This is a genomic window from Burkholderia sp. AU38729 (genome assembly GCF_020419725.1).
GTDB lineage: Bacteria > Pseudomonadota > Gammaproteobacteria > Burkholderiales > Burkholderiaceae > Burkholderia.
The window spans coordinates 298,698-314,715 of the sequence record NZ_JAIZQO010000009.1 but is presented as its reverse complement, the minus strand read 5'-3'; the positions used below and the strand labels follow the sequence as shown (position 1 = coordinate 314,715).

At 65.4% G+C, this 16,018-nt stretch carries 23 protein-coding genes and 1 pseudogene; 3 read left to right on the top strand and 21 right to left on the bottom strand.

Annotated elements, in window-relative coordinates:
* Positions 1 to 58: 58 nt before the first annotated feature.
* A complete protein-coding gene (locus LGM56_RS24595) occupies positions 59 to 2,173 on the top strand; it encodes a prolyl oligopeptidase family serine peptidase (protein ID WP_226207005.1) in 2,115 nt (704 codons plus the stop codon).
* A 23-nt stretch (positions 2,174 to 2,196) separates the two neighbouring features.
* Here the strand turns inward: LGM56_RS24595 and xth are convergent, their stop codons facing one another.
* The 4 genes from xth to LGM56_RS24575 all read right to left on the bottom strand — a co-directional run bounded on the left by xth (position 2,197) and on the right by LGM56_RS24575 (position 4,907).
* A complete protein-coding gene (gene xth / locus LGM56_RS24590; RefSeq protein WP_226207004.1) occupies positions 2,197 to 2,973 on the bottom strand; it encodes an exodeoxyribonuclease III in 777 nt (258 codons plus the stop codon).
* 85 nt (positions 2,974 to 3,058) lie between these two features.
* Positions 3,059 to 3,274: a helix-turn-helix transcriptional regulator gene (locus tag LGM56_RS24585; RefSeq protein WP_226207003.1), complete on the bottom strand. Its 216-nt coding sequence runs from the start codon at positions 3,272 to 3,274 to the stop codon at positions 3,059 to 3,061.
* A 23-nt stretch (positions 3,275 to 3,297) separates the two neighbouring features.
* Positions 3,298 to 4,755: a DEAD/DEAH box helicase gene (locus LGM56_RS24580; protein WP_226207002.1), complete on the bottom strand. Its 1,458-nt coding sequence runs from the start codon at positions 4,753 to 4,755 to the stop codon at positions 3,298 to 3,300.
* Positions 4,752 to 4,907, bottom strand: a complete 156-nt coding sequence (locus tag LGM56_RS24575; protein WP_226207001.1) for a hypothetical protein — start codon at positions 4,905 to 4,907, stop codon at positions 4,752 to 4,754. The genes LGM56_RS24580 and LGM56_RS24575 overlap by 4 nt, the downstream gene beginning before the upstream one ends.
* A gap of 59 nt (positions 4,908 to 4,966) precedes the next feature.
* On the opposite strand from LGM56_RS24575, the gene LGM56_RS37035 reads away from it, so the two are divergent.
* Entirely contained in the window at positions 4,967 to 5,251 is a 285-nt protein-coding gene (locus LGM56_RS37035; RefSeq protein ID WP_226207061.1) for a TilS substrate-binding domain-containing protein, read from the top strand.
* On the opposite strand, the pseudogene LGM56_RS24565 reads toward LGM56_RS37035, so the two are convergent.
* The 17 genes and pseudogenes from LGM56_RS24565 to LGM56_RS24485 form a co-directional block, all read right to left on the bottom strand.
* Positions 5,149 to 5,388 (bottom strand): annotated as a pseudogene (locus LGM56_RS24565) (DUF4031 domain-containing protein); the annotation flags it as partial. The gene LGM56_RS37035 and the pseudogene LGM56_RS24565 sit on opposite strands and share 103 nt — an antisense overlap.
* A complete protein-coding gene (locus tag LGM56_RS24560) occupies positions 5,385 to 5,999 on the bottom strand; it encodes a hypothetical protein (RefSeq protein WP_226207000.1) in 615 nt (204 codons plus the stop codon). The pseudogene LGM56_RS24565 and the gene LGM56_RS24560, both read right to left, overlap by 4 nt.
* A gap of 7 nt (positions 6,000 to 6,006) precedes the next feature.
* A complete protein-coding gene (locus LGM56_RS24555) occupies positions 6,007 to 6,321 on the bottom strand; it encodes a hypothetical protein (RefSeq protein WP_226206999.1) in 315 nt (104 codons plus the stop codon).
* A gap of 63 nt (positions 6,322 to 6,384) precedes the next feature.
* Complete coding sequence (locus LGM56_RS24550) at positions 6,385 to 6,663, bottom strand: hypothetical protein (protein WP_226206998.1); 279 nt, start codon at positions 6,661 to 6,663, stop codon at positions 6,385 to 6,387.
* A 2-nt stretch (positions 6,664 to 6,665) separates the two neighbouring features.
* Positions 6,666 to 8,795 (bottom strand): DNA polymerase I, encoded by a 2,130-nt coding sequence (locus tag LGM56_RS24545; RefSeq protein WP_226206997.1) that lies wholly within the window; start codon positions 8,793 to 8,795, stop codon positions 6,666 to 6,668.
* On the bottom strand, positions 8,792 to 9,040 hold the full coding sequence (locus LGM56_RS24540) for a DNA methyltransferase (protein WP_413226798.1): 249 nt from the start codon (positions 9,038 to 9,040) through the stop codon (positions 8,792 to 8,794). Before LGM56_RS24540 ends, LGM56_RS24545 begins: the two co-directional genes overlap by 4 nt.
* A gap of 11 nt (positions 9,041 to 9,051) precedes the next feature.
* Positions 9,052 to 9,528, bottom strand: a complete 477-nt coding sequence (locus tag LGM56_RS24535; protein ID WP_226206996.1) for a DNA methyltransferase — start codon at positions 9,526 to 9,528, stop codon at positions 9,052 to 9,054.
* A 56-nt stretch (positions 9,529 to 9,584) separates the two neighbouring features.
* Complete coding sequence (locus tag LGM56_RS24530; RefSeq protein WP_226206995.1) at positions 9,585 to 9,965, bottom strand: hypothetical protein; 381 nt, start codon at positions 9,963 to 9,965, stop codon at positions 9,585 to 9,587.
* A complete protein-coding gene (locus LGM56_RS24525; RefSeq protein WP_175813332.1) occupies positions 9,962 to 10,138 on the bottom strand; it encodes a hypothetical protein in 177 nt (58 codons plus the stop codon). Before LGM56_RS24525 ends, LGM56_RS24530 begins: the two co-directional genes overlap by 4 nt.
* Positions 10,135 to 10,482, bottom strand: coding sequence for a hypothetical protein (locus LGM56_RS24520; RefSeq protein ID WP_226206994.1), 348 nt, complete (start codon positions 10,480 to 10,482; stop codon positions 10,135 to 10,137). Before LGM56_RS24520 ends, LGM56_RS24525 begins: the two co-directional genes overlap by 4 nt.
* Entirely contained in the window at positions 10,479 to 10,850 is a 372-nt protein-coding gene (locus tag LGM56_RS24515) for a hypothetical protein (RefSeq protein ID WP_226206993.1), read from the bottom strand. The genes LGM56_RS24520 and LGM56_RS24515 overlap by 4 nt, the downstream gene beginning before the upstream one ends.
* A gap of 214 nt (positions 10,851 to 11,064) precedes the next feature.
* On the bottom strand, positions 11,065 to 11,667 hold the full coding sequence (locus tag LGM56_RS24510; protein WP_226206992.1) for an ssDNA-binding protein: 603 nt from the start codon (positions 11,665 to 11,667) through the stop codon (positions 11,065 to 11,067).
* A gap of 28 nt (positions 11,668 to 11,695) precedes the next feature.
* On the bottom strand, positions 11,696 to 11,971 hold the full coding sequence (locus LGM56_RS24505; RefSeq protein ID WP_226206991.1) for a hypothetical protein: 276 nt from the start codon (positions 11,969 to 11,971) through the stop codon (positions 11,696 to 11,698).
* Positions 11,968 to 13,350 (bottom strand): DUF2800 domain-containing protein, encoded by a 1,383-nt coding sequence (locus LGM56_RS24500; RefSeq protein WP_226206990.1) that lies wholly within the window; start codon positions 13,348 to 13,350, stop codon positions 11,968 to 11,970. The genes LGM56_RS24505 and LGM56_RS24500 overlap by 4 nt, the downstream gene beginning before the upstream one ends.
* Complete coding sequence (locus LGM56_RS24495) at positions 13,347 to 14,360, bottom strand: endonuclease domain-containing protein (protein WP_226206989.1); 1,014 nt, start codon at positions 14,358 to 14,360, stop codon at positions 13,347 to 13,349. Before LGM56_RS24495 ends, LGM56_RS24500 begins: the two co-directional genes overlap by 4 nt.
* Before the next feature lie 167 nt (positions 14,361 to 14,527).
* Positions 14,528 to 14,719, bottom strand: a complete 192-nt coding sequence (locus LGM56_RS24490) for a hypothetical protein (RefSeq protein ID WP_107313988.1) — start codon at positions 14,717 to 14,719, stop codon at positions 14,528 to 14,530.
* A gap of 150 nt (positions 14,720 to 14,869) precedes the next feature.
* Positions 14,870 to 15,643, bottom strand: coding sequence for a LexA family protein (locus LGM56_RS24485; RefSeq protein ID WP_226206988.1), 774 nt, complete (start codon positions 15,641 to 15,643; stop codon positions 14,870 to 14,872).
* An 83-nt stretch (positions 15,644 to 15,726) separates the two neighbouring features.
* Here LGM56_RS24485 and LGM56_RS24480 point away from each other — a divergent pair, with 83 nt between their 5' ends.
* On the top strand, positions 15,727 to 15,975 hold the full coding sequence (locus LGM56_RS24480; protein ID WP_226206987.1) for a YdaS family helix-turn-helix protein: 249 nt from the start codon (positions 15,727 to 15,729) through the stop codon (positions 15,973 to 15,975).
* Positions 15,976 to 16,018: the final 43 nt, after the last annotated feature.

Sequence of the window (16,018 nt, the reverse complement as noted above, 5' to 3'; positions counted from 1 at the left end):
ATGCCGCGATCGGACATAATCGCGGTTTGCACGCCGTTTGCCATTCCGCCGATCCTCAATGTCCGATTCCTTCCGCTGGCCCGCCGGGGCCGACCCGTTCCGTTTCCTCGAAGCGCTCGACAGCAAGCGCGCCCGCACATGGGTCGACGAGCAGAATGCGCGCACGCGCGCCGCGCTGCGTGACGACGACGCGTATCGCGCGCTGACGGCGCGCCTCGCCAAAGCGTACCTGCCGCGCGAGCGCCCGGTGATTCCGACGCGCTGGCGCGACTGGGCCTACGACCTGTGGCAGGACGATCTCCATCCGAAGGGGCTGTGGCGCCGCACGCGCTGGGACGACTGGCGCGCGGGAAAACCGGCGTGGGAAACGCTGCTCGACGTCGACGCGCTCGGTGCGGAGGAGGGCGAGTCGTGGGTGTTCGAGCAGGACGCGATCCTGTACCCGGACGGCGATCGCGCGCTGCTGTCGCTGTCGCCGGGCGGCGCCGACGCGGTCGTCGTGCGCGAATTCGATCTCGTCGAACGCCGTTTCGTCGACGGCGGTTTCACGATCGACGAGCCGGGACATCACACGGTGGGCTGGATCGATCGCGATACCGTCTACGTGAGCTGGGATCGCGGCGAAGCGCATGCGACCGCGGCCGGCTATCCGTATGAAGCGCGGCGCTGGGTGCGTGGCACCGCGCTGGCCGATGCGCCCGTCGTCTTCCGCGGCGAACCCGACGACATCAGCGCGGGTGCGGGGTTCGATCCGATCGACAACCGTCACGTCGCGTGGCGCAGCGTCGATTTCTTCGACGCCCATGCGTACCGCTTGACGGAAGCGGGCGAGTGGGTGCGCTACGACGTGCCGACCCATGTCGAGGTCGGGTTCTGGGAAGGCTGGCTCATGCTGGAGCCGCGCCTCGACTGGGATTGCGACGGCGTGCGCCATGCGGGCGGCTCGCTGCTCGCGATCCGCGAGCAGGCGTTCCTCGCCGGGTCGCGCGAACTCACGACGCTGTTCGCGCCGCAACCGTCGACGTCCGCGTGCACGTGGACGCACACGCGCACGACGCTGATCGCGAGCTGGCTCGACGACGTGCACAACCGCACGATGCTGTGGCAGCCGAGCCAGGCCGACGACGGTACGTGGACGTGGGATGCGAGGCCGTTCGAGTGGCCGGGGCCGGGCGATGCGCAGATCGACGTCGAGCCTGTCGAGTCGACGCTGAACGACGAGATTTACGTGGACGTCGACACCTGTCTCGATCCGCCCGAATGCTGGCTGGCCGACCTTGCGGATCGCGCGGACGATGCGCCGTCGCGCCGCGTGCTGCTCGACCGGCCGCCGGTGCAGTTCGACGCGGTCGGGCTCGTCGTGCGCCGCGCCAGCGCACGCTCGCAAGACGGCACGATCGTGCCGTACACGCTGATCGGGCCGCGCGATGCACTCGACGTGGCCGACGGTGCCACGCGTGTCGCGCGGCCGTGCCTGCTGTCGGGCTATGGCGGCTTCGCGATTCCGAACCTGCCGGGCTACAGCGATGCGTTCGGTATCGGGTGGCTCGAGCGCGGCGGCGTGATGGCATTCGCGCACATCCGCGGCGGCGGCGAGTTCGGGCCGCGCTGGCACGTCGATGCGCAGCGCGAACACCGCCAGCGTTCGTTCGACGATTTCATCGCGGTGGCCGAGGATCTGGCCGCGACCGGCGTGACGACTGCCGCGCAGCTGGGCATCGAAGGCGGCAGCAACGGCGGGCTGCTGGTCGCCGCGTGCATGGTGCAGCGGCCGGAGTTGTTCGGCGCGGTGCTCTGCCGCGTGCCGCTGCTCGACATGCAGCGTTATCCGAAGCTGCACGCGGGCGCCGCATGGCTCGACGAATACGGTGACCCGGACGATCCGCACGAAGGTGCGGCGCTAGCCGCGTACTCGCCGTATCACCGTGTGCGCGAAGGCGTCGCGTATCCGCCGCTGCTGCTGACGACGTCGACGCGCGACGACCGCGTGCATCCCGCGCATGCACGCAAGATGGCTGCGCGCATGCACGCGCTCGGTCATGAACGGGTGTGGTACTGGGAGAACACCGACGGCGGCCACGGCAGCGCCGACGATCTGGAACGCGCGGAGGCCGATGCGGCCGAATTCGGGTTCCTGTGGGCCCATCTCGGGCCGGCGCCCGCGCGGCGCTGAACGCGCGCGGGCTGCCCGGGAGATCAGCCGACGACCGCGACGACGGGCGTGTGGTCGGACGGCTGTTCCCACGTGCGCGGCGTGCGATCGACTTCGCACGACGTGCAGGTTTCGGCCAGCGCCGGCGACAGCAGCACGTGGTCGATGCGCAGCCCCGCGTTGCGGCGGAACGCCATCATCCGGTAGTCCCACCACGTGAAGGTTTTCTCCGGCTGTTCGAAGCGGCGGAACGCATCGACGAAGCCGAGCTCGATCAGTTGCGCGAAGTGGGCGCGCTCCTGCGGCGACACGAGGTTCTGGCCTTCCCATTTCGCCGGGTCGTGCACGTCGCGGTCTTCCGGCGCGATGTTGTAGTCGCCGAGCAGCGCGAGCTTCGGGTAGCGCTGCAGCTCGGTGCGCAGCCATGCCTGCAGCGCGTCGAGCCATTGCATCTTGTAGACGAACTTGTCGGAGTCGGGCGCCTGGCCGTTCGGGAAATACGCGGACACGATGCGCACGCCGTCGACCGTCGCGGCGACCACGCGCTGCTGCGGATCGTCGAAACCGGGGATGTTGCGCACGACGTCCGATTCGTCGACGGACAGCGTGTCGCGCGCGAGGATCGCGACGCCATTGTAGGTCTTCTGGCCGGTGAACCAGCTGCGGTAGCCGACCGCCTCGAGCTCGGCGCGCGGGAATTTCTCGTCCGGCAGCTTCAGTTCCTGCAGGCACAGCACGTCGGTTCCGCTTTGCGCGAGCCAGTCGAGCACGTGCTGCTTGCGGACGTTGAGCGAGTTGACGTTCCAGGTGGCAATCTTCATTAAATCCTCTTCGCCTTATCTGGCGCGGGTTTGCTGGCGATGGGTAGCTGAAAAACGGTTTTGACTACCCATCTAGCTACCCGATTCAATTTGTGTTGTTAGGGCGCGACACAAGCGCCTCCAAACTGGTCGACGTGATGCCGCTCGAACGCTTGCCGATCTTGACGAGCGTGAGCTTGCCGTCGCGCACCAGATTGTAGACGGTGGCCCGGCAGACGCCGAGCATCTTCGACACTTCGGCGACGCGGTACAGCTTCACGGGCGGCGTCGGAGCCGGCGGGGATTGAAAGGGGGTGTGCATGGTGGGTGCTCCTGGTCTGCGCGTCAGCGGCCCGCGCGGCGTTTCATGGCGTCGAGCAGGATGTCCTGCACGGCGCGCTTCGTTTCACGGCGCTCCATGACGTCTTCGTCGACGGTGTCGCGCGCGATGATCGGATGGATGAAAACAGGTCGGCGGCGGCCGGCCTGCATCTGGCGCACCGGGCCGATGCGCTCGATGATCTGCAGGTATTCCTCGAGGTTCCACCAGTTGCCGAAGAACGTGATGATGTTCGAGTGCTCCTGCAGCCCGTCGACGCCGTGGCCGAGACTGGCGGGATGCGCGAGCCATAGCCGCCCCTTGCCTTGCTTCGCTGCCCGTAGCGCGTCGTCGTTGCTCAGGTCGAGCGCGCCGGGAAACGCCTTCATGACGCGGGCGAGATCCGATTTGAAGTGGTACGCGACGAGCACCGGCATGCCTGCTGCTTCCTCGACGATTTCATCGAGCGCCTGCAGCTTCACGTCGTGCACCTCGTGCCACGGCGCCGTGTCGGTGCCGTCGTCCTCCTGCTTATAGACGGCGCCGTTCGCGAGCTGCAGACACTTCATCGTCTTGCTCGCGGTATTCATGGCCTCGATCGGGTTGTTGCCGATCTCCATGAACATGTGGCGTTCCATGTCGCGGTACAGCCGACGCGCGGCCGCCGGCAGTTCGACATAGACCGGGCGCATGATCGGTGCTTCAAGGTCGAACCAGTCGGCCGGGTCGAGGGAGATCGTGCAGTCAGCGAGCACTTTTTGAATCTCGTCCTGCGCATGCGCGAGCGGGCGCTTTTTGTTGTACCCATCGCCGCCGCGTACTGACTGGAACCATCGGTCCTCGAACGCCAAATAGCTGCGCCCGAGCCGCTGGCCGCCGTCGACGAACCACTGCTGCCCCCAGAGATCCTGCAACCCGTTCGGCGAGGGCGTGCCGGTCAGGTTCACCCACCGGTGCACCTTCGTATGGGCAATATCCGCGAGCGCGCGGCCACGTACGCTGCCGCCCGACTTCTTCACGAACTCCTTGTCTTTCTTGCTCTTCTGGTTCGACACGCGCGTCGATTTCAGCTTCGTCGACTCGTCGGCGATCACCGTGCCGAACGGCCACGGGCGCGGGTTGTGCTTGAACCAGTCGATCAGCCACGGCAGGTTTTCGTAGTTGATCGAGAAGACGGGCGCATCGCGGCGCAGTTGCATCGCGCGCCGAGTCGGATCGCCGAGGATCGGCACGACTTCCATACCGGACAGGTGCTCCCACTTGCCGCATTCTTCGGGCCAAGTGAATTTCGCAACGCGCTTCGGCGCGACGACGAGCGTCGGCATCGACTCGATCCCGAAGTGGTAGTTCGTTTCGAGCGCCGAGAGCGTGCTGACTGTCTTGCCGAGGCCCATGCCGGCCCACACGTTCGAGCGCGGGATTTCGAGCTGGTGCTCGATGATGAGGCCCTGGTACTCCCACGGAGTGAATACGCGGCGTGTCATCGGCGTGGCTCCGTAGCGACGTGCAGCACGCAGCGGAAGTACAGCGCGAGCGCGCCGTCGAGCGTCGAGTCGAAAGCGGTGATACCGCGGCGGTCGGTCACGTACCAGGCATGCGCGCCGAGCGGACGCGCGCGGGGCTTGATCGTCTGCATCACGTGCCGTACCCCGCTGCGTAGCATTCGACGGCGGTCAGGCCGTAGTACAGGCGGAAGTGGCCGATGCCGAGCGCGCCGGCGAGGCAGAGCGTCATGACGACGGCGCCGATGCAGGCGAGGGCGTAGATCGCGGCTTTCATGCTGCCTCTCCCGTACGGCGCCCGAACGCATTGCGCCACGCTTCGGCGTCCGCGGGTTCGCCAAGCCGCCCCTCGATGCGCCGACGGGCACACATGGCGGAACACTGGCGCAGCGTGATCGGTACCGCGCCGGCGGCCAGTGCCTGCTCGCGCTTGCTCTTTGCGATGTCGAAGTGCTCGGCCGCGTCGCCGGAGTGTTGAAGCCAGCGCACCGGTACGCCGATGCGCCGCGCCATGCCGAGCAGTTCCTCGGTCGTGTCCGCGATCATGTGGCTCATTCGCATCCGGCCGTAACGCCCCATGTCGTACTGGAACATGTCGTCGACGTAGACGGTCATGCCGCACCTCCCGTACGGCGCAGATCCTGAGCGCGGTCGATGTTGCGCTCGCACTGACCGCACGAATTCCAGTGATCCGGTTTCTCGGGGGTCTGCTCTGCCACGTCGCGTACGAACGCCGCGCACGAGCATTCGTTTTCGTACTCGTTGCACTCCGGGCAATGGTTCTCGACGTGGTTGCCGTCGTACGGTGGCTGTACGGTCGCCTCAAGCGCAGCGCACAGCCGGCGCAGCGCGGATCGGATCGGTTTCGCCTGCGGTTGGTCGAAGTCGTCATCGAACTGGCCAAACTTCGAAGCCTCGACGAGCAACGCGCGGTCGTCGCCGATCAGTTGCTCGCGGACCTTCTGCACGAATGTGTCGACAGCTTCGCGGCTGTCGATCACGCGCACGTCGCAGCCGAGCGCGCGCAGGCGCTCGTGCTCGCGCAGCTGGCCCTTCGTCACTACGCCGCCGGGCCGTTTCAGCTCGACGAAATAGATGCGCGCCGGCGGGAAGATAACGATGCGGTCGGGCACGCTCACGCGCGCCGGGCTGCTGAATTTGTAGGCGTCGCCGCCCGCTGCGCGGACGCGGTCGACGAGGTAGGTTTCGACGGTCTTTTCGAGCATGGCCGCCTCACGCTTCCGCTTTGCGGAGCGACGACGCAAGCCGTGCTTCGCCGACACGTTCGATCAGACGCTGCAGTTCGCTGAGCGCAGCGACCTTGTAATCGCCGGCGGCGGCCTGGATCGCGATGAAGGGGATCGACGCGACGCGCAGGCCGCTCGCGCGATGGGTCAGCGACGGTGTTACTTCATGCGGCAGTTGTGTGACGACGAACCGGAACTGCTGCTGATTGATGTAGTGAGCGAAGGTCGCTAGTTGCTTCGCTTCGAGGGATAGTGAGCCGTTCGTACCTGAAACCTTGAACGTCTTCGGGGCGGGCGTCATGTGGTGCTCCGTTCGTGTTAGGTGTGGCTGTACAATACACCTAACACGAACGTACAGCAATGCCTAACAACGAGAATTTTCGGCGGGGTCGATCACGTCGAAATCGTCCTCCGACGGCGGGTTGCATTCGTGCCGTAGGTACTGGTTACGATCGCCGCGTTCGCGCTCGTAAAGCCGCCAGCCGGTATCGTCTTCGCGCCACTTCAACCCGCCTTTGCCGCAGCGCTCGCACGTGCGGTCGAAGCCCGGCCGGTAGGGCGCGCGCCGCGTGAAAAAGCTGTCCTCGTCGTCGAACATGCGGTCGAACATGCGGTCGAGGTGGTCGTCGGCAATCTCGCCCATGATCAGTCCTTCTTGTAGCGGTATGCGGAGAACCCGGCGGCGGCCAGCGGCATGCCTTCGGCCCATGCCGGCGGGGTCGCGATCAGGCTCGACAGTTCGGCGGCCGAGTATTCGTCCGTGTCAGGCGCTTCTGTAATCAGCTCGTCGTGGATCGAAAGCACGATGTCGTAGCCGGCGGCCTCGACAGCGGGTGCGTTGTAGAACAGCACATCGCGCGCGACGGCTTGGCACAGGTTCTCGAAGATCTTCCCGCCGTACGTCTTCGTGCGCTGCCACTTCCGGGTGTACTGGTTCACACCCATGTAGCTGATCTCGCCGTCGTCGCTCACGCGCGGCGCGAGGTAGCAGAGCTGGCGTTTGCTCGGCAACTGCACGCGCAGCCACTCGCCGTCGCGTCGCATGATCACGCGCCGGGCGTGCACGGTCTTGCCCGGCGAGCTGATCGCGAGGATCGCCGCGTCCTTCAGCTCACCCCAATAGCTCGAGATCTGCGGGTGCGCGGCGCGCCATGCGCGCTTCAGGATGTCGCAGGCGATGAACACGTCTTGCGGCAGGCCGAGCGTGCGCCGCTTCTTCACCGCCCAATCCCACATGCCGCGCGCGCCGCGCACAACTTCCGGATCGACGGTATCGAGCGCCGCGAACACGGCCGCGCGGATGTCGTCCAGGTCCATCTTGTAGGTCATCGTGAACGTGACGAACGCACCGACACCTCCCTCGTACGCGAGCGCGAGCTCCTGCACCTTGCCGAGCTGGCGGCGCTCCTTCGTCACGTCCGCGATGTCGACGCCGAACGAGCGTGCGTACGCGAGCTTGTACAGGTCGGGCCCGGTGCCGGCGTCGTAGTCGCGGAACGCCTGTAGCTTCCAGTCCTCGCGCGCCAGCCACGCCGCGTCACGCCCTTCGATGTTCGACAAGTCGGACACGTACAGGCGCTTGCCATCCGGCGCGATGATCGTGCCACGCACGACGTTCGCCGTCAGCCCGATGACGTTCTCGAACACGAGATCAGCGCAGCCGGTTTTCAACGCCTCGATGCCGAGCTCCGTGTAGCGCTCGGCGTCGCCGTCTGAGAACTTCGGCAGGCCGAGCTCGCGCGCCATCAGGCCGACGTCCGGGCGCGGCATGTTGCCGGGCTGGAACAGCCGGTGCGCGACGCGGCCCGTGCGCTGCGCGCCGCAAAACTGCATCAACCCGCGCAGACGTCCGTCGGCCGACACGCCGCGCAGCAGCGTTTTGTATTTCGACGAGCTGGTCATCGTCGCTTCGAGCCGGATCGCCAGCAGTTCGCGCAGCGCGTCCGGCAGATCCGGATCGTTGATGCGGCGTTCGAGCGTCGACTTCTTCATGTCGGGCAGGTCGACGTCGTACTCGGCGAGCAGGTGTGCGAGCAGCTTGTCGCGCTGCGTGGCCTTCGCGACTTCGCCGTCGGTCAGCTCGACCGTGCGCGCGGCGAGATCCTTTTGCGCGCGATCGATGGCGCGCACCGCGGCCTCGGCCAACTCAACGTCCATCTGCATGCCGCGCATGTTGATGCGCTGGTCTTGATGCCAGAGCGCGAGCTCGGTCGCGTTGTTCGGGTAGTTCCAGCGCGGCATCGCCTTGTGCACGGCGCGTTCAGCCGTGATGTCGTTGCCCGCATACTCGAGAAACTTCGCCCACTGCTCGGGGTGTGTCTCGCGCGTGGCGCGGCGCAGGCCGCTGTTCGCCGGCCGCGGCTTGCAGAACAACTGGATCAGCTGCGCACCTTCCTTATCCTTCGCCTGGTCGGTCGGAACGTTGAAGATCTCGCAGAGCAGGGCGAGCTTGCCGGGCAGGCCGTGCGCATATGCCTGCACCATCGTGTCGCGCCACTTGTGCTCGGGCATGCGCGCGTAGATCGCGGGCGCCGCGTGTTTCAGCACGACGCGATCGAATTGCCCACCGTTCTGCCACCAGTATTCGTCAGCCGCATCGATCGCCTCGTCGAGCTCGGCCGGCATCGGCGCGCCGGTGGTCACGTCCCACGTGCCGACCGGGCCGTCGTCGATGGCCCACGTCCAGATCATGATCTCGACGCGCTCGGCGTAGCGGTGCGTGCCGTGGTTCAGCGGAGTAGGGCTGAAAGTTTCAGTGTCGAGCCAGAGCTTCATGCGAGGTCCGCTCCGTAGGCGTGGGCGAGGCGCTCGCCGGCAATCGCAGCGAAGTCGGTGCGCAGTTCGATCCCAACGAAGTCGCAGCCAAGCTGCGCTGCCGCGACGCCGGTCGTACCGCTACCCATGAACGGATCGAGCACACGGCCGCCCGGCGGGCAGGAATATTCGATGAGCGGCGCGATTATCTCGACGGGCTTTTGCGTAGGATGCACGGCGCTGCCGTGCATCGAGCGGCAGAACATGACTGAACGCATCAGCCGCGGGCCGCCGTCGACAGACACATACGACGCGGAGCCGATGTCACCCCACTGCGCAGGGCGTGCTTTACGGCGGACGACGCGCGCGCGCGGGCATCGTGCGTGAACAGCGGTTTCTTGTAGACGTCGCGCCACGCGCCGCGGTAGGCGTGAATAGCGTGCTCGTGGACACGACGGAATCGGTCCTTGAATGCGTTCGTGCCGTTGTGCTTCTCCCACACGGTGTCCTGTGCGATCGTCCAGTCGGCAAAGTCCTTCGCGCGCTCCATGAAAAAGCGCAGCGATCCGAAGCACCACAGCGAGCCGGTTGGTTTCAACAGCCGCGCGGCTTCTGCCGTCCAACCCGAGACGTGCCGATCCCAATCGAGCGACGTTTCGCCGTAGGGCGGGTCGGTGATGATCGCGTCGAAGGACGCCGCTGGCAGGGTACGCATCACGTCGATGCAGTCGCCGGTGAACAGTTCGAATTCCATCAGGGCAATCCTGTACAGGCGATAGACTGTATCCGTCCGATACAGCCTGTGGGTTGTTAGAAAAGGGTGATCTGTTCGAACGGCATATCCGGCCACGTGTGCCAGGCTTTCACCGCGTTCTCGCGCCAGTGCGTGACGCGCATGTTCCAGGGCACATGCAGCCCGCACACCAGCTTTCCGTCGAGCGGCACGATGTGATCGACGACGTGCTGCTCGCCGGACAGGCGCGTCATCGTCGCGGCGAGCAGGTAGAGCGAGCCGATCGCGAGACGCTGCAGCGGCGATAACCACGGCGGGGTCGCGCGACGCTCGCGTGCACGCCTACGCTTGCCGGCCATCAGGCCCGAGGTGATCAGCGGCGCGCGGCGCTTCACGGGCACGAACAGCGGGCCGACGTGATGGCCGCCGCGCAGGTCGAGGGATTGCTGCGTGTTCATTGGTCCACCTCGCAAGCGACGTAGGTGAGCGCGAGCAGGCCGGGCAAACCATAGTCCTCGACCGCTTCGCGGATACGCTCCCGCGCCTCGCGGAATTTGCGCTGATCGTCTTCCAACATGCGCGACACGCTGCCGTCGATGATCAGCATCGTCACTTCGCCTTCGGCGCTCATGCGCTCACCTCGTCGGGTTCATAGTTCGGGTCCAGATAGTCGGCGTCGCCCGGCTTGCGTTCCTCACCGTTGCGCCGGAAGAAGCAGCCAACCGTGCCGCGGCGGTGCTTCGTGCATTCGTAGCGGCCGGTCGAGCCTGTCCAGATGAACGCGCCGCACTGGCACTCGGTCGCGCCGTGCTCCTTCGGGAAATTCTTGATCTCGCGAAACCGCGTCCCGCCGCAGCCTGCGCACTTCCATCCGCGCACGTACTCGTCGGGGTGCTTCGGCAGCGTGTAGCGCCGTTTGCACTTCTCCCGACTGCAGCGGATGTGCACGCGCCGGCGCGGCAGGATCAGGCTCATTTCGCGGCGCGACGGTCGATCTGCTCGATCGCGGCGAGGATCAGCGCGCCGGCTTTTACGAGCATCTGGCGCGGCGTGCCGGGCTTCAACAATTCGAGCGGCCACGGGAGCGTGCTTGGACCTCCCGTGTAGGTAGTGGCCGCGAGAACTGAGGCATCGCCAAGTAAATCCTTGTCGCCACGCTCGGGCGTGAAGCCTTCCACCTCGACTCGCCGGCGATGCTCGGCGAGCACGTCGCGTGCAGCGTCCGTCAGTACCGGTGCGGCGTAGAGATTCATTCCGACAAGCTCGACCCAATGTGTTGACCACTGCAGCATCGGGCCGTACTCATCGGCTCCAGTAATTTTCGCGACGGGTTCGCGTTGCATTTCAATCTCCTGATAAGTAGTCCGAATGTCCGGCGTCCCGATCTTTCCGCTGTCTGATTTCAGCGCTCGCGGTTTGCGCATTCCGTCGCCGTGCGGCTGACCTGCGGGCGACGACGGGTAGCGAGAAAGGGTTTTGTGCCGTGGCGCCGGCCACGGCTGGAGACGAGCGCCCCGCGTATCAGAGTGCGGCCGGGCGCAAGGCCCGGCGCTGCAATCAGTCGAGCTCGTCCTCGGTTTCCGGAGCGGCGGCCTCGAAGTCGTCTTCGTTCGCGCGGCTCGCGCCCGAGAAGCTGTCGCCCGGCGCATGGAACTGCACGCCCATCAGGCCGCAGCGGATGCCCGGGTTGTTCTTCGTCTGCGCGTAGATGTCGATCGTCGCGTTCACGTAGCAACCGGCGTAGATGCGGCCTTCTTTGCCGGGCAGCCATTCGCCGTTCGCGTCGATGAGGCGCGCCGGTTTGTTGGTTTCCGGATCGGCGATGTTGTCGAGCAGCAGCGGGCGGCCGTCGTCGCGCTTGCGGTGCGCGGCGATGTACATGTTCCCTTCGAAGCCGTCGAAGTCCTTCAGGTCGCCGTTCTGGTAACAGAACTTGTTCGCGTTGTTGCGGAAGCTTTCGAGCATCGCGTCGGCCTTCTTGGCCCAGCCCTCGACGGCTACCGCCTTGATCGCGGCCTCGATAGCCTTGTCGTTCGCGCTGCCTTTCTCGACGAGGAACGTCGCGCTGTAGCGGAACTTGCCGTCGCCCGGCTCGAATTCGGCGGCCGTGCGCAGGTTGTTGATGAAGGCGATACGAACGTTGGTGAGCTTGACTTTCATGGGTGGTGCTCCTTCGGTGGAATAGGGGTTACAGGTTGTGCGCGAGCATGTGGCGCGTGGCGCCGACCATGCAGCGTTCAAGGCGCATGTCGATCGCGTTCGGCGTCCGCTGGTGGATCGCGACGAGCAAACGGAACGGCGCGCCGCGCGTGTACGCGTCGAGAAGATCGAAATCCTCTTTGTCCGTCCAGCGGCAGCCCTGGCGGATGGGCTCGGGCGAGCCGGGCACACCGTTGACGTAACGGCCGGCCGACGACCAACCACGAGCAGTCGCGCGGAAGCGCTGAGACAGGACGGGTGTCATGCGAGGTCGCTTCCGTCGTCTTCCGCCGTCGCGACTTCGAAGTCATCTTCGGGCGGTTGGATTTCGAGGGCGGGGCGCGGATCGGAATCCGGCGCGACCGACGGGCGGCCGTCGCGCTGCACGATCTCGGCCTCGACCTTTTTCCAGCGTCGGGGCGACTCGGTGCGCAGCAGCTTGTCGGCCTGCGTGGGGCTGATGAGCTTGAAGTTGTACATCTGGTCTTGCTTCAGGCGCATCGACTTCAACAGCGCTTCGGCCTTCTCTGCGTCGCTCCACTGGCGCGCGCCGCGGCGGCCGGCCACGAGCTTCACACCGGGCACCGGGCGTGCCTGCAGCAGCTCGTGCTCGATGCGGCCACGCACGGCCTTCGCCCACGAGTCGATCAGGTCGAGCGAGGTGTAAATCACGCCGAGGCGCTCGTTATCGAGCAGGTCGACGTTCGTCACGCTCGTGACATACGTCGCGTCCGGGCCGTTGATGCCGACGTCCAGCGTGTCGAAATCAGCGCCGATGGTCTGCTCGACGTGCGCGGCGAGCGCCGGACATACAGCCTTGGCCTTGCAGAACTTGCACTGTTTCTCGCCCGGGTTGAAGTCGCTCGGGCTGAGCGGGGCGAGCTCGACGCTGTCGACGTACAGCAGCGCGCGCTCGGCGGCCGGCTTCGCGGTGTCGGAGATCCAGGCGTGCAGCTCGGCGGGCGTGATCGCCCATTCGCTCGGCTTCTCGTTCACGCGCGGCTGGTGGATCACGATGTTGATGCGCTCGAAGTCGTAGAACGCGCTGTGTTCCTCGTGCGCCGCGTCGGCGTAGATCATGGCCTGATAGTTGCGCTCGGCGGCGACCGCGACGCCGCGCCCGTACTTCAGGTCGCGCACCTCGATCTCGGCTCGGCCGTCCGGCCACACGGCGATGATCACGCAATCGCTCGTACCCTTCGCGCCGGGCTCGCCGGTGATGTGCTCGATCGACAGCCGTTGCTCGACGAGCAGCGCCACCTCGGCGCCCGCCAGTTCCAGTGCCTCGACGCGCTCGCGCACGCCGTCGACGTACAGCTGCACGTAGGCGGCCATTTCCTCGTCGACTTCGAACGTGCGGCGCGGCTCGGTGATCAGCTCGCCCGATTCCTCGTCACGGCGCGTCACCGTGCCGACCGGGATCACCGTGCCGATGAACTCGTCGGCGTATCGGCGCTGTTGCAGGCACCACTTCCCGAGTTCGTGCGCGGCGGTGCCTTCGTCGGCGTACTCGCTCGACTCGTCCGGCTGGCCGATCTGCGCAGCGGTCGACGCCGCGCACTCGATCCAGGTGTAGGCCGACGAGGGGGACAGGAGCGCATGCTCCTGATCCTCGACGACGGCCGCGATGGCGGTCTGGTTCATGCTGCCGCCTGTTCCGAATCGCGCGGGTCGAGCTCGCCGGCGAGCACGCGCAGGCCGTACGCGAGCACGTCCGGGTACTGGTCCGCGCTCAGGCCCTTCTTGCCGGGCTTCTCGCTGACCGCGTTCGCACCAAAGCGCGCGAGCACGGCCTCCGCGATCGCGCGGCCGTCGCCCGGGATCTTCTGGTTGATGCCGAACACGATCAGGCGCTTGACGTTCTCCTGCGTCGGCTCGGCGTCCTTCAGTTCGGCGTAGATCTCGGCCGTCTTGTCAGCCCACGGCTTGCGCTCGGCGCTCGGCGGCTCGTCGTTGGATTTCGCGGGAGTCGGTGCAGACGTCGCGCCAGACGGCTTCGATTCGGTCGCGGTCTGCGCGGAGCCGGAGGCATCGGCGGCAGTCGCATCCGCTACCGTGCCCGACGTCTGCTTTTTTGCGGTGTCGGCTTCCTTCGCGTTCAGCTCACGCTGCGCGGCGGCGACGGCCTGTACGCCGGGCGCGGAATGGAGCGCGGCGCTTGCCTGCGCGGTTTGCAGGGCGCCGGCTGCGAGCAGGGCGGCGGTGAGTTCACGGAGCATTGCGGTGTTTGCTTCGACCGCGGCTTTCAGTTCATCGATTTTGGGTTCCAGCACGATTACCTCCTTCGAAGGTGGTTTAGCCAAGTAGTTGATTGCGGCCGACAGCAGGGCCGGTGAATCTTTGAAGACGCCAAGCCCGAGATTGCAGTTCTTGCACAGCACGCCGCGGGCTTCGCCCGTGCTGTGATCGTGGTCCGCGTGCACATACTTCGACGGCAGCGAATCGAACGGTGTGCGGCAGATTGCGCATGCGCGCCCCTGCAGCGCTGTCGTGATAGCGAAGCGATCCTCGGTGAAGCCTGCTCGCCGGCGGCTGCGGTTTCTGCCGTATGCGGTGACGCGCTCGCGGTTGGCGGAATTCCATGCGCGCTGGATCTCGCGCACCTTTTCCCTGTGCCGCTCGCGGTAGCGTTTGCTGGCTTCCTTCGAACCCACGGTGTAAAGCACTCCTTAACGGTTGTGCGGCTCAGGGGCCGCGGCGGGCGATGCGAAAATGCGGTCAGTGCAGGTGGTGCTCGTCTCGACCGATTCGGCGGATGCCGTCGAGCAGCACTGCAACTGCTGCAGCGGCGATCGCGAGGCCGATCAGGATGATTGCCATTTCAGTAGCCGAGCCAGTCGCGGGCGGCTTGACGCGTCGCCGGGATCGACGAGCGCTCGATCGACACGCTGTTGTCAGCGGCGACCACTTCGCACGCGACGGTCAGCGTGCCGTCGCCGTTGTCGATCACACGCTCGGGAAGGTGATGGGTTTCAATCCAGCGGATCAGGTCCGCGGTGGATTCGTCGCACATTGCAATCTCCGGTTCGGTAGGCGCGCTGCGTTAGGCAACGCTGTACACGAATCGTAGGCGACGCTGTACGTGAGTGTCAAGCGACACTGTACAGAAAGTGCGAAAAAATACCCGCTCGCGGCGGGTACCTGTTTGGCGGGGCGGGGCGGCTTACACGAGCGGGCGCCACTGGCCGGTGACGACGCCGATGATCTCGGTGTGCTTGTCGAGCGGGATATAGCGTCTCGGCCAGTTCGGATTCAGCGCGAACAGCATCGGGCCGTCGTTCTCGTCGATCAGCAACTGCTTGAAGGTCGCTTTTTCGCCGTTGTGGCGCGCGATGACCAGGCTGCGGTGCTTGGCTTCCCAATCAGGATTCACGCTGATGAAGTCGCCTTCGCGGAACGACAGGTCGCCGCCCGGGTTGTACATGCTATCGCCGACCACGCGCAACACGAAGCCGTGTCTACCGCTCGGGAACGGGCATGCGATCCATTCCTCGGCGTCCCCCGGTTGAAAATTATCCACTATCTCGCTCCAGTCTCCGGCTTGCACCCACGAAATGAGGGGCAGCTTTCCGACTGGCCATTCTGTAATGTTGCTTTCGGAATTGTCAACGATGTCAGGAGATTGTTTCGCGGCTTCGTCTACTGCGGCGCGCAACGTTGCGGGGTTTCGTGCCATGTAGGCAAGATCCGCTTCCCGCTTTGCCCCGCCCACAAGTCGCAGCGACGTCTTTTTCCCAGCGAGCAGGTATTCAACGGTTGTGCTGAGCGTGTCAGCGAGTTTCAGAAGTCGGCCCGGATCAGGGTTCGTACGCCCATTTTCCCACTCGGATACGGCGCCGCGCGAGATACCGAACACATCGGCCAGCTGCTGCAGCGTCATGCCTTTCGCCTTTCGCAGTTCGCGGATGCGGGTGCCAATGTGTTGAGCTTCGATCACGACAATCTCCTAACTTTCAGTTGACTGTACGGCAGCGCATAACTACCATGTACAGTGATGCCTAACATTAATGCGGGGATACCATGTCCATTGTTAAGGACGCAGTAACCAAGGCTGGCGGAGCGCGCGTGGTTGCGGAAGCGTTCGATATCTCACGCGGATCGATCTACGAATGGATCGTCAACGGTCGCGTGCCGGAAAAGCGGGTATTGCCGCTGGCCAAGCTGACGCAATGGGTATTCACGCCACATCAACTTTCACCGACGTTGTACCCCAATCCGCACGATGGATTGCCTGCGCACATCCAGCTGAAAGTGTTAGGTAAAACCTGACACGGGCCGAACATTAACCGATAAATCAGGCACATACGGGAAT

What these genes read in the sequence shown, in the direction of transcription:
- LGM56_RS24490 (WP_107313988.1), bottom strand. Translation starts at nt 14,719, where the DNA reads ATGTGCGACGAATCCACCGCGGACCTGATCCGCTGGATTGAAACCCAT.
- LGM56_RS24555 (WP_226206999.1), bottom strand. Translation starts at nt 6,321, where the DNA reads ATGACGCCCGCCCCGAAGACGTTCAAGGTTTCAGGTACGAACGGCTCA.
- LGM56_RS24540 (WP_413226798.1), bottom strand. Translation starts at nt 9,040, where the DNA reads ATGTTCTGCCGCTCGATGCACGGCAGCGCCGTGCATCCTACGCAAAAG.
- LGM56_RS24510 (WP_226206992.1), bottom strand. Translation starts at nt 11,667, where the DNA reads ATGAAAGTCAAGCTCACCAACGTTCGTATCGCCTTCATCAACAACCTG.
- LGM56_RS24525 (WP_175813332.1), bottom strand. Translation starts at nt 10,138, where the DNA reads ATGAGCGCCGAAGGCGAAGTGACGATGCTGATCATCGACGGCAGCGTG.
- xth (WP_226207004.1), bottom strand. Translation starts at nt 2,973, where the DNA reads ATGAAGATTGCCACCTGGAACGTCAACTCGCTCAACGTCCGCAAGCAG.
- LGM56_RS24550 (WP_226206998.1), bottom strand. Translation starts at nt 6,663, where the DNA reads ATGGGCGAGATTGCCGACGACCACCTCGACCGCATGTTCGACCGCATG.
- LGM56_RS24480 (WP_226206987.1), top strand. Translation starts at nt 15,727, where the DNA reads ATGTCCATTGTTAAGGACGCAGTAACCAAGGCTGGCGGAGCGCGCGTG.
- LGM56_RS24580 (WP_226207002.1), bottom strand. Translation starts at nt 4,755, where the DNA reads ATGACACGCCGCGTATTCACTCCGTGGGAGTACCAGGGCCTCATCATC.
- LGM56_RS24515 (WP_226206993.1), bottom strand. Translation starts at nt 10,850, where the DNA reads ATGCAACGCGAACCCGTCGCGAAAATTACTGGAGCCGATGAGTACGGC.
- LGM56_RS24595 (WP_226207005.1), top strand. Translation starts at nt 59, where the DNA reads ATGTCCGATTCCTTCCGCTGGCCCGCCGGGGCCGACCCGTTCCGTTTC.
- LGM56_RS24545 (WP_226206997.1), bottom strand. Translation starts at nt 8,795, where the DNA reads ATGAAGCTCTGGCTCGACACTGAAACTTTCAGCCCTACTCCGCTGAAC.
- LGM56_RS24500 (WP_226206990.1), bottom strand. Translation starts at nt 13,350, where the DNA reads ATGAACCAGACCGCCATCGCGGCCGTCGTCGAGGATCAGGAGCATGCG.
- LGM56_RS24520 (WP_226206994.1), bottom strand. Translation starts at nt 10,482, where the DNA reads ATGAGCCTGATCCTGCCGCGCCGGCGCGTGCACATCCGCTGCAGTCGG.
- LGM56_RS24560 (WP_226207000.1), bottom strand. Translation starts at nt 5,999, where the DNA reads ATGCTCGAAAAGACCGTCGAAACCTACCTCGTCGACCGCGTCCGCGCA.
- LGM56_RS24530 (WP_226206995.1), bottom strand. Translation starts at nt 9,965, where the DNA reads ATGAACACGCAGCAATCCCTCGACCTGCGCGGCGGCCATCACGTCGGC.
- LGM56_RS24575 (WP_226207001.1), bottom strand. Translation starts at nt 4,907, where the DNA reads ATGCAGACGATCAAGCCCCGCGCGCGTCCGCTCGGCGCGCATGCCTGG.
- LGM56_RS24535 (WP_226206996.1), bottom strand. Translation starts at nt 9,528, where the DNA reads ATGGAATTCGAACTGTTCACCGGCGACTGCATCGACGTGATGCGTACC.
- LGM56_RS24505 (WP_226206991.1), bottom strand. Translation starts at nt 11,971, where the DNA reads ATGACACCCGTCCTGTCTCAGCGCTTCCGCGCGACTGCTCGTGGTTGG.
- LGM56_RS24585 (WP_226207003.1), bottom strand. Translation starts at nt 3,274, where the DNA reads ATGCACACCCCCTTTCAATCCCCGCCGGCTCCGACGCCGCCCGTGAAG.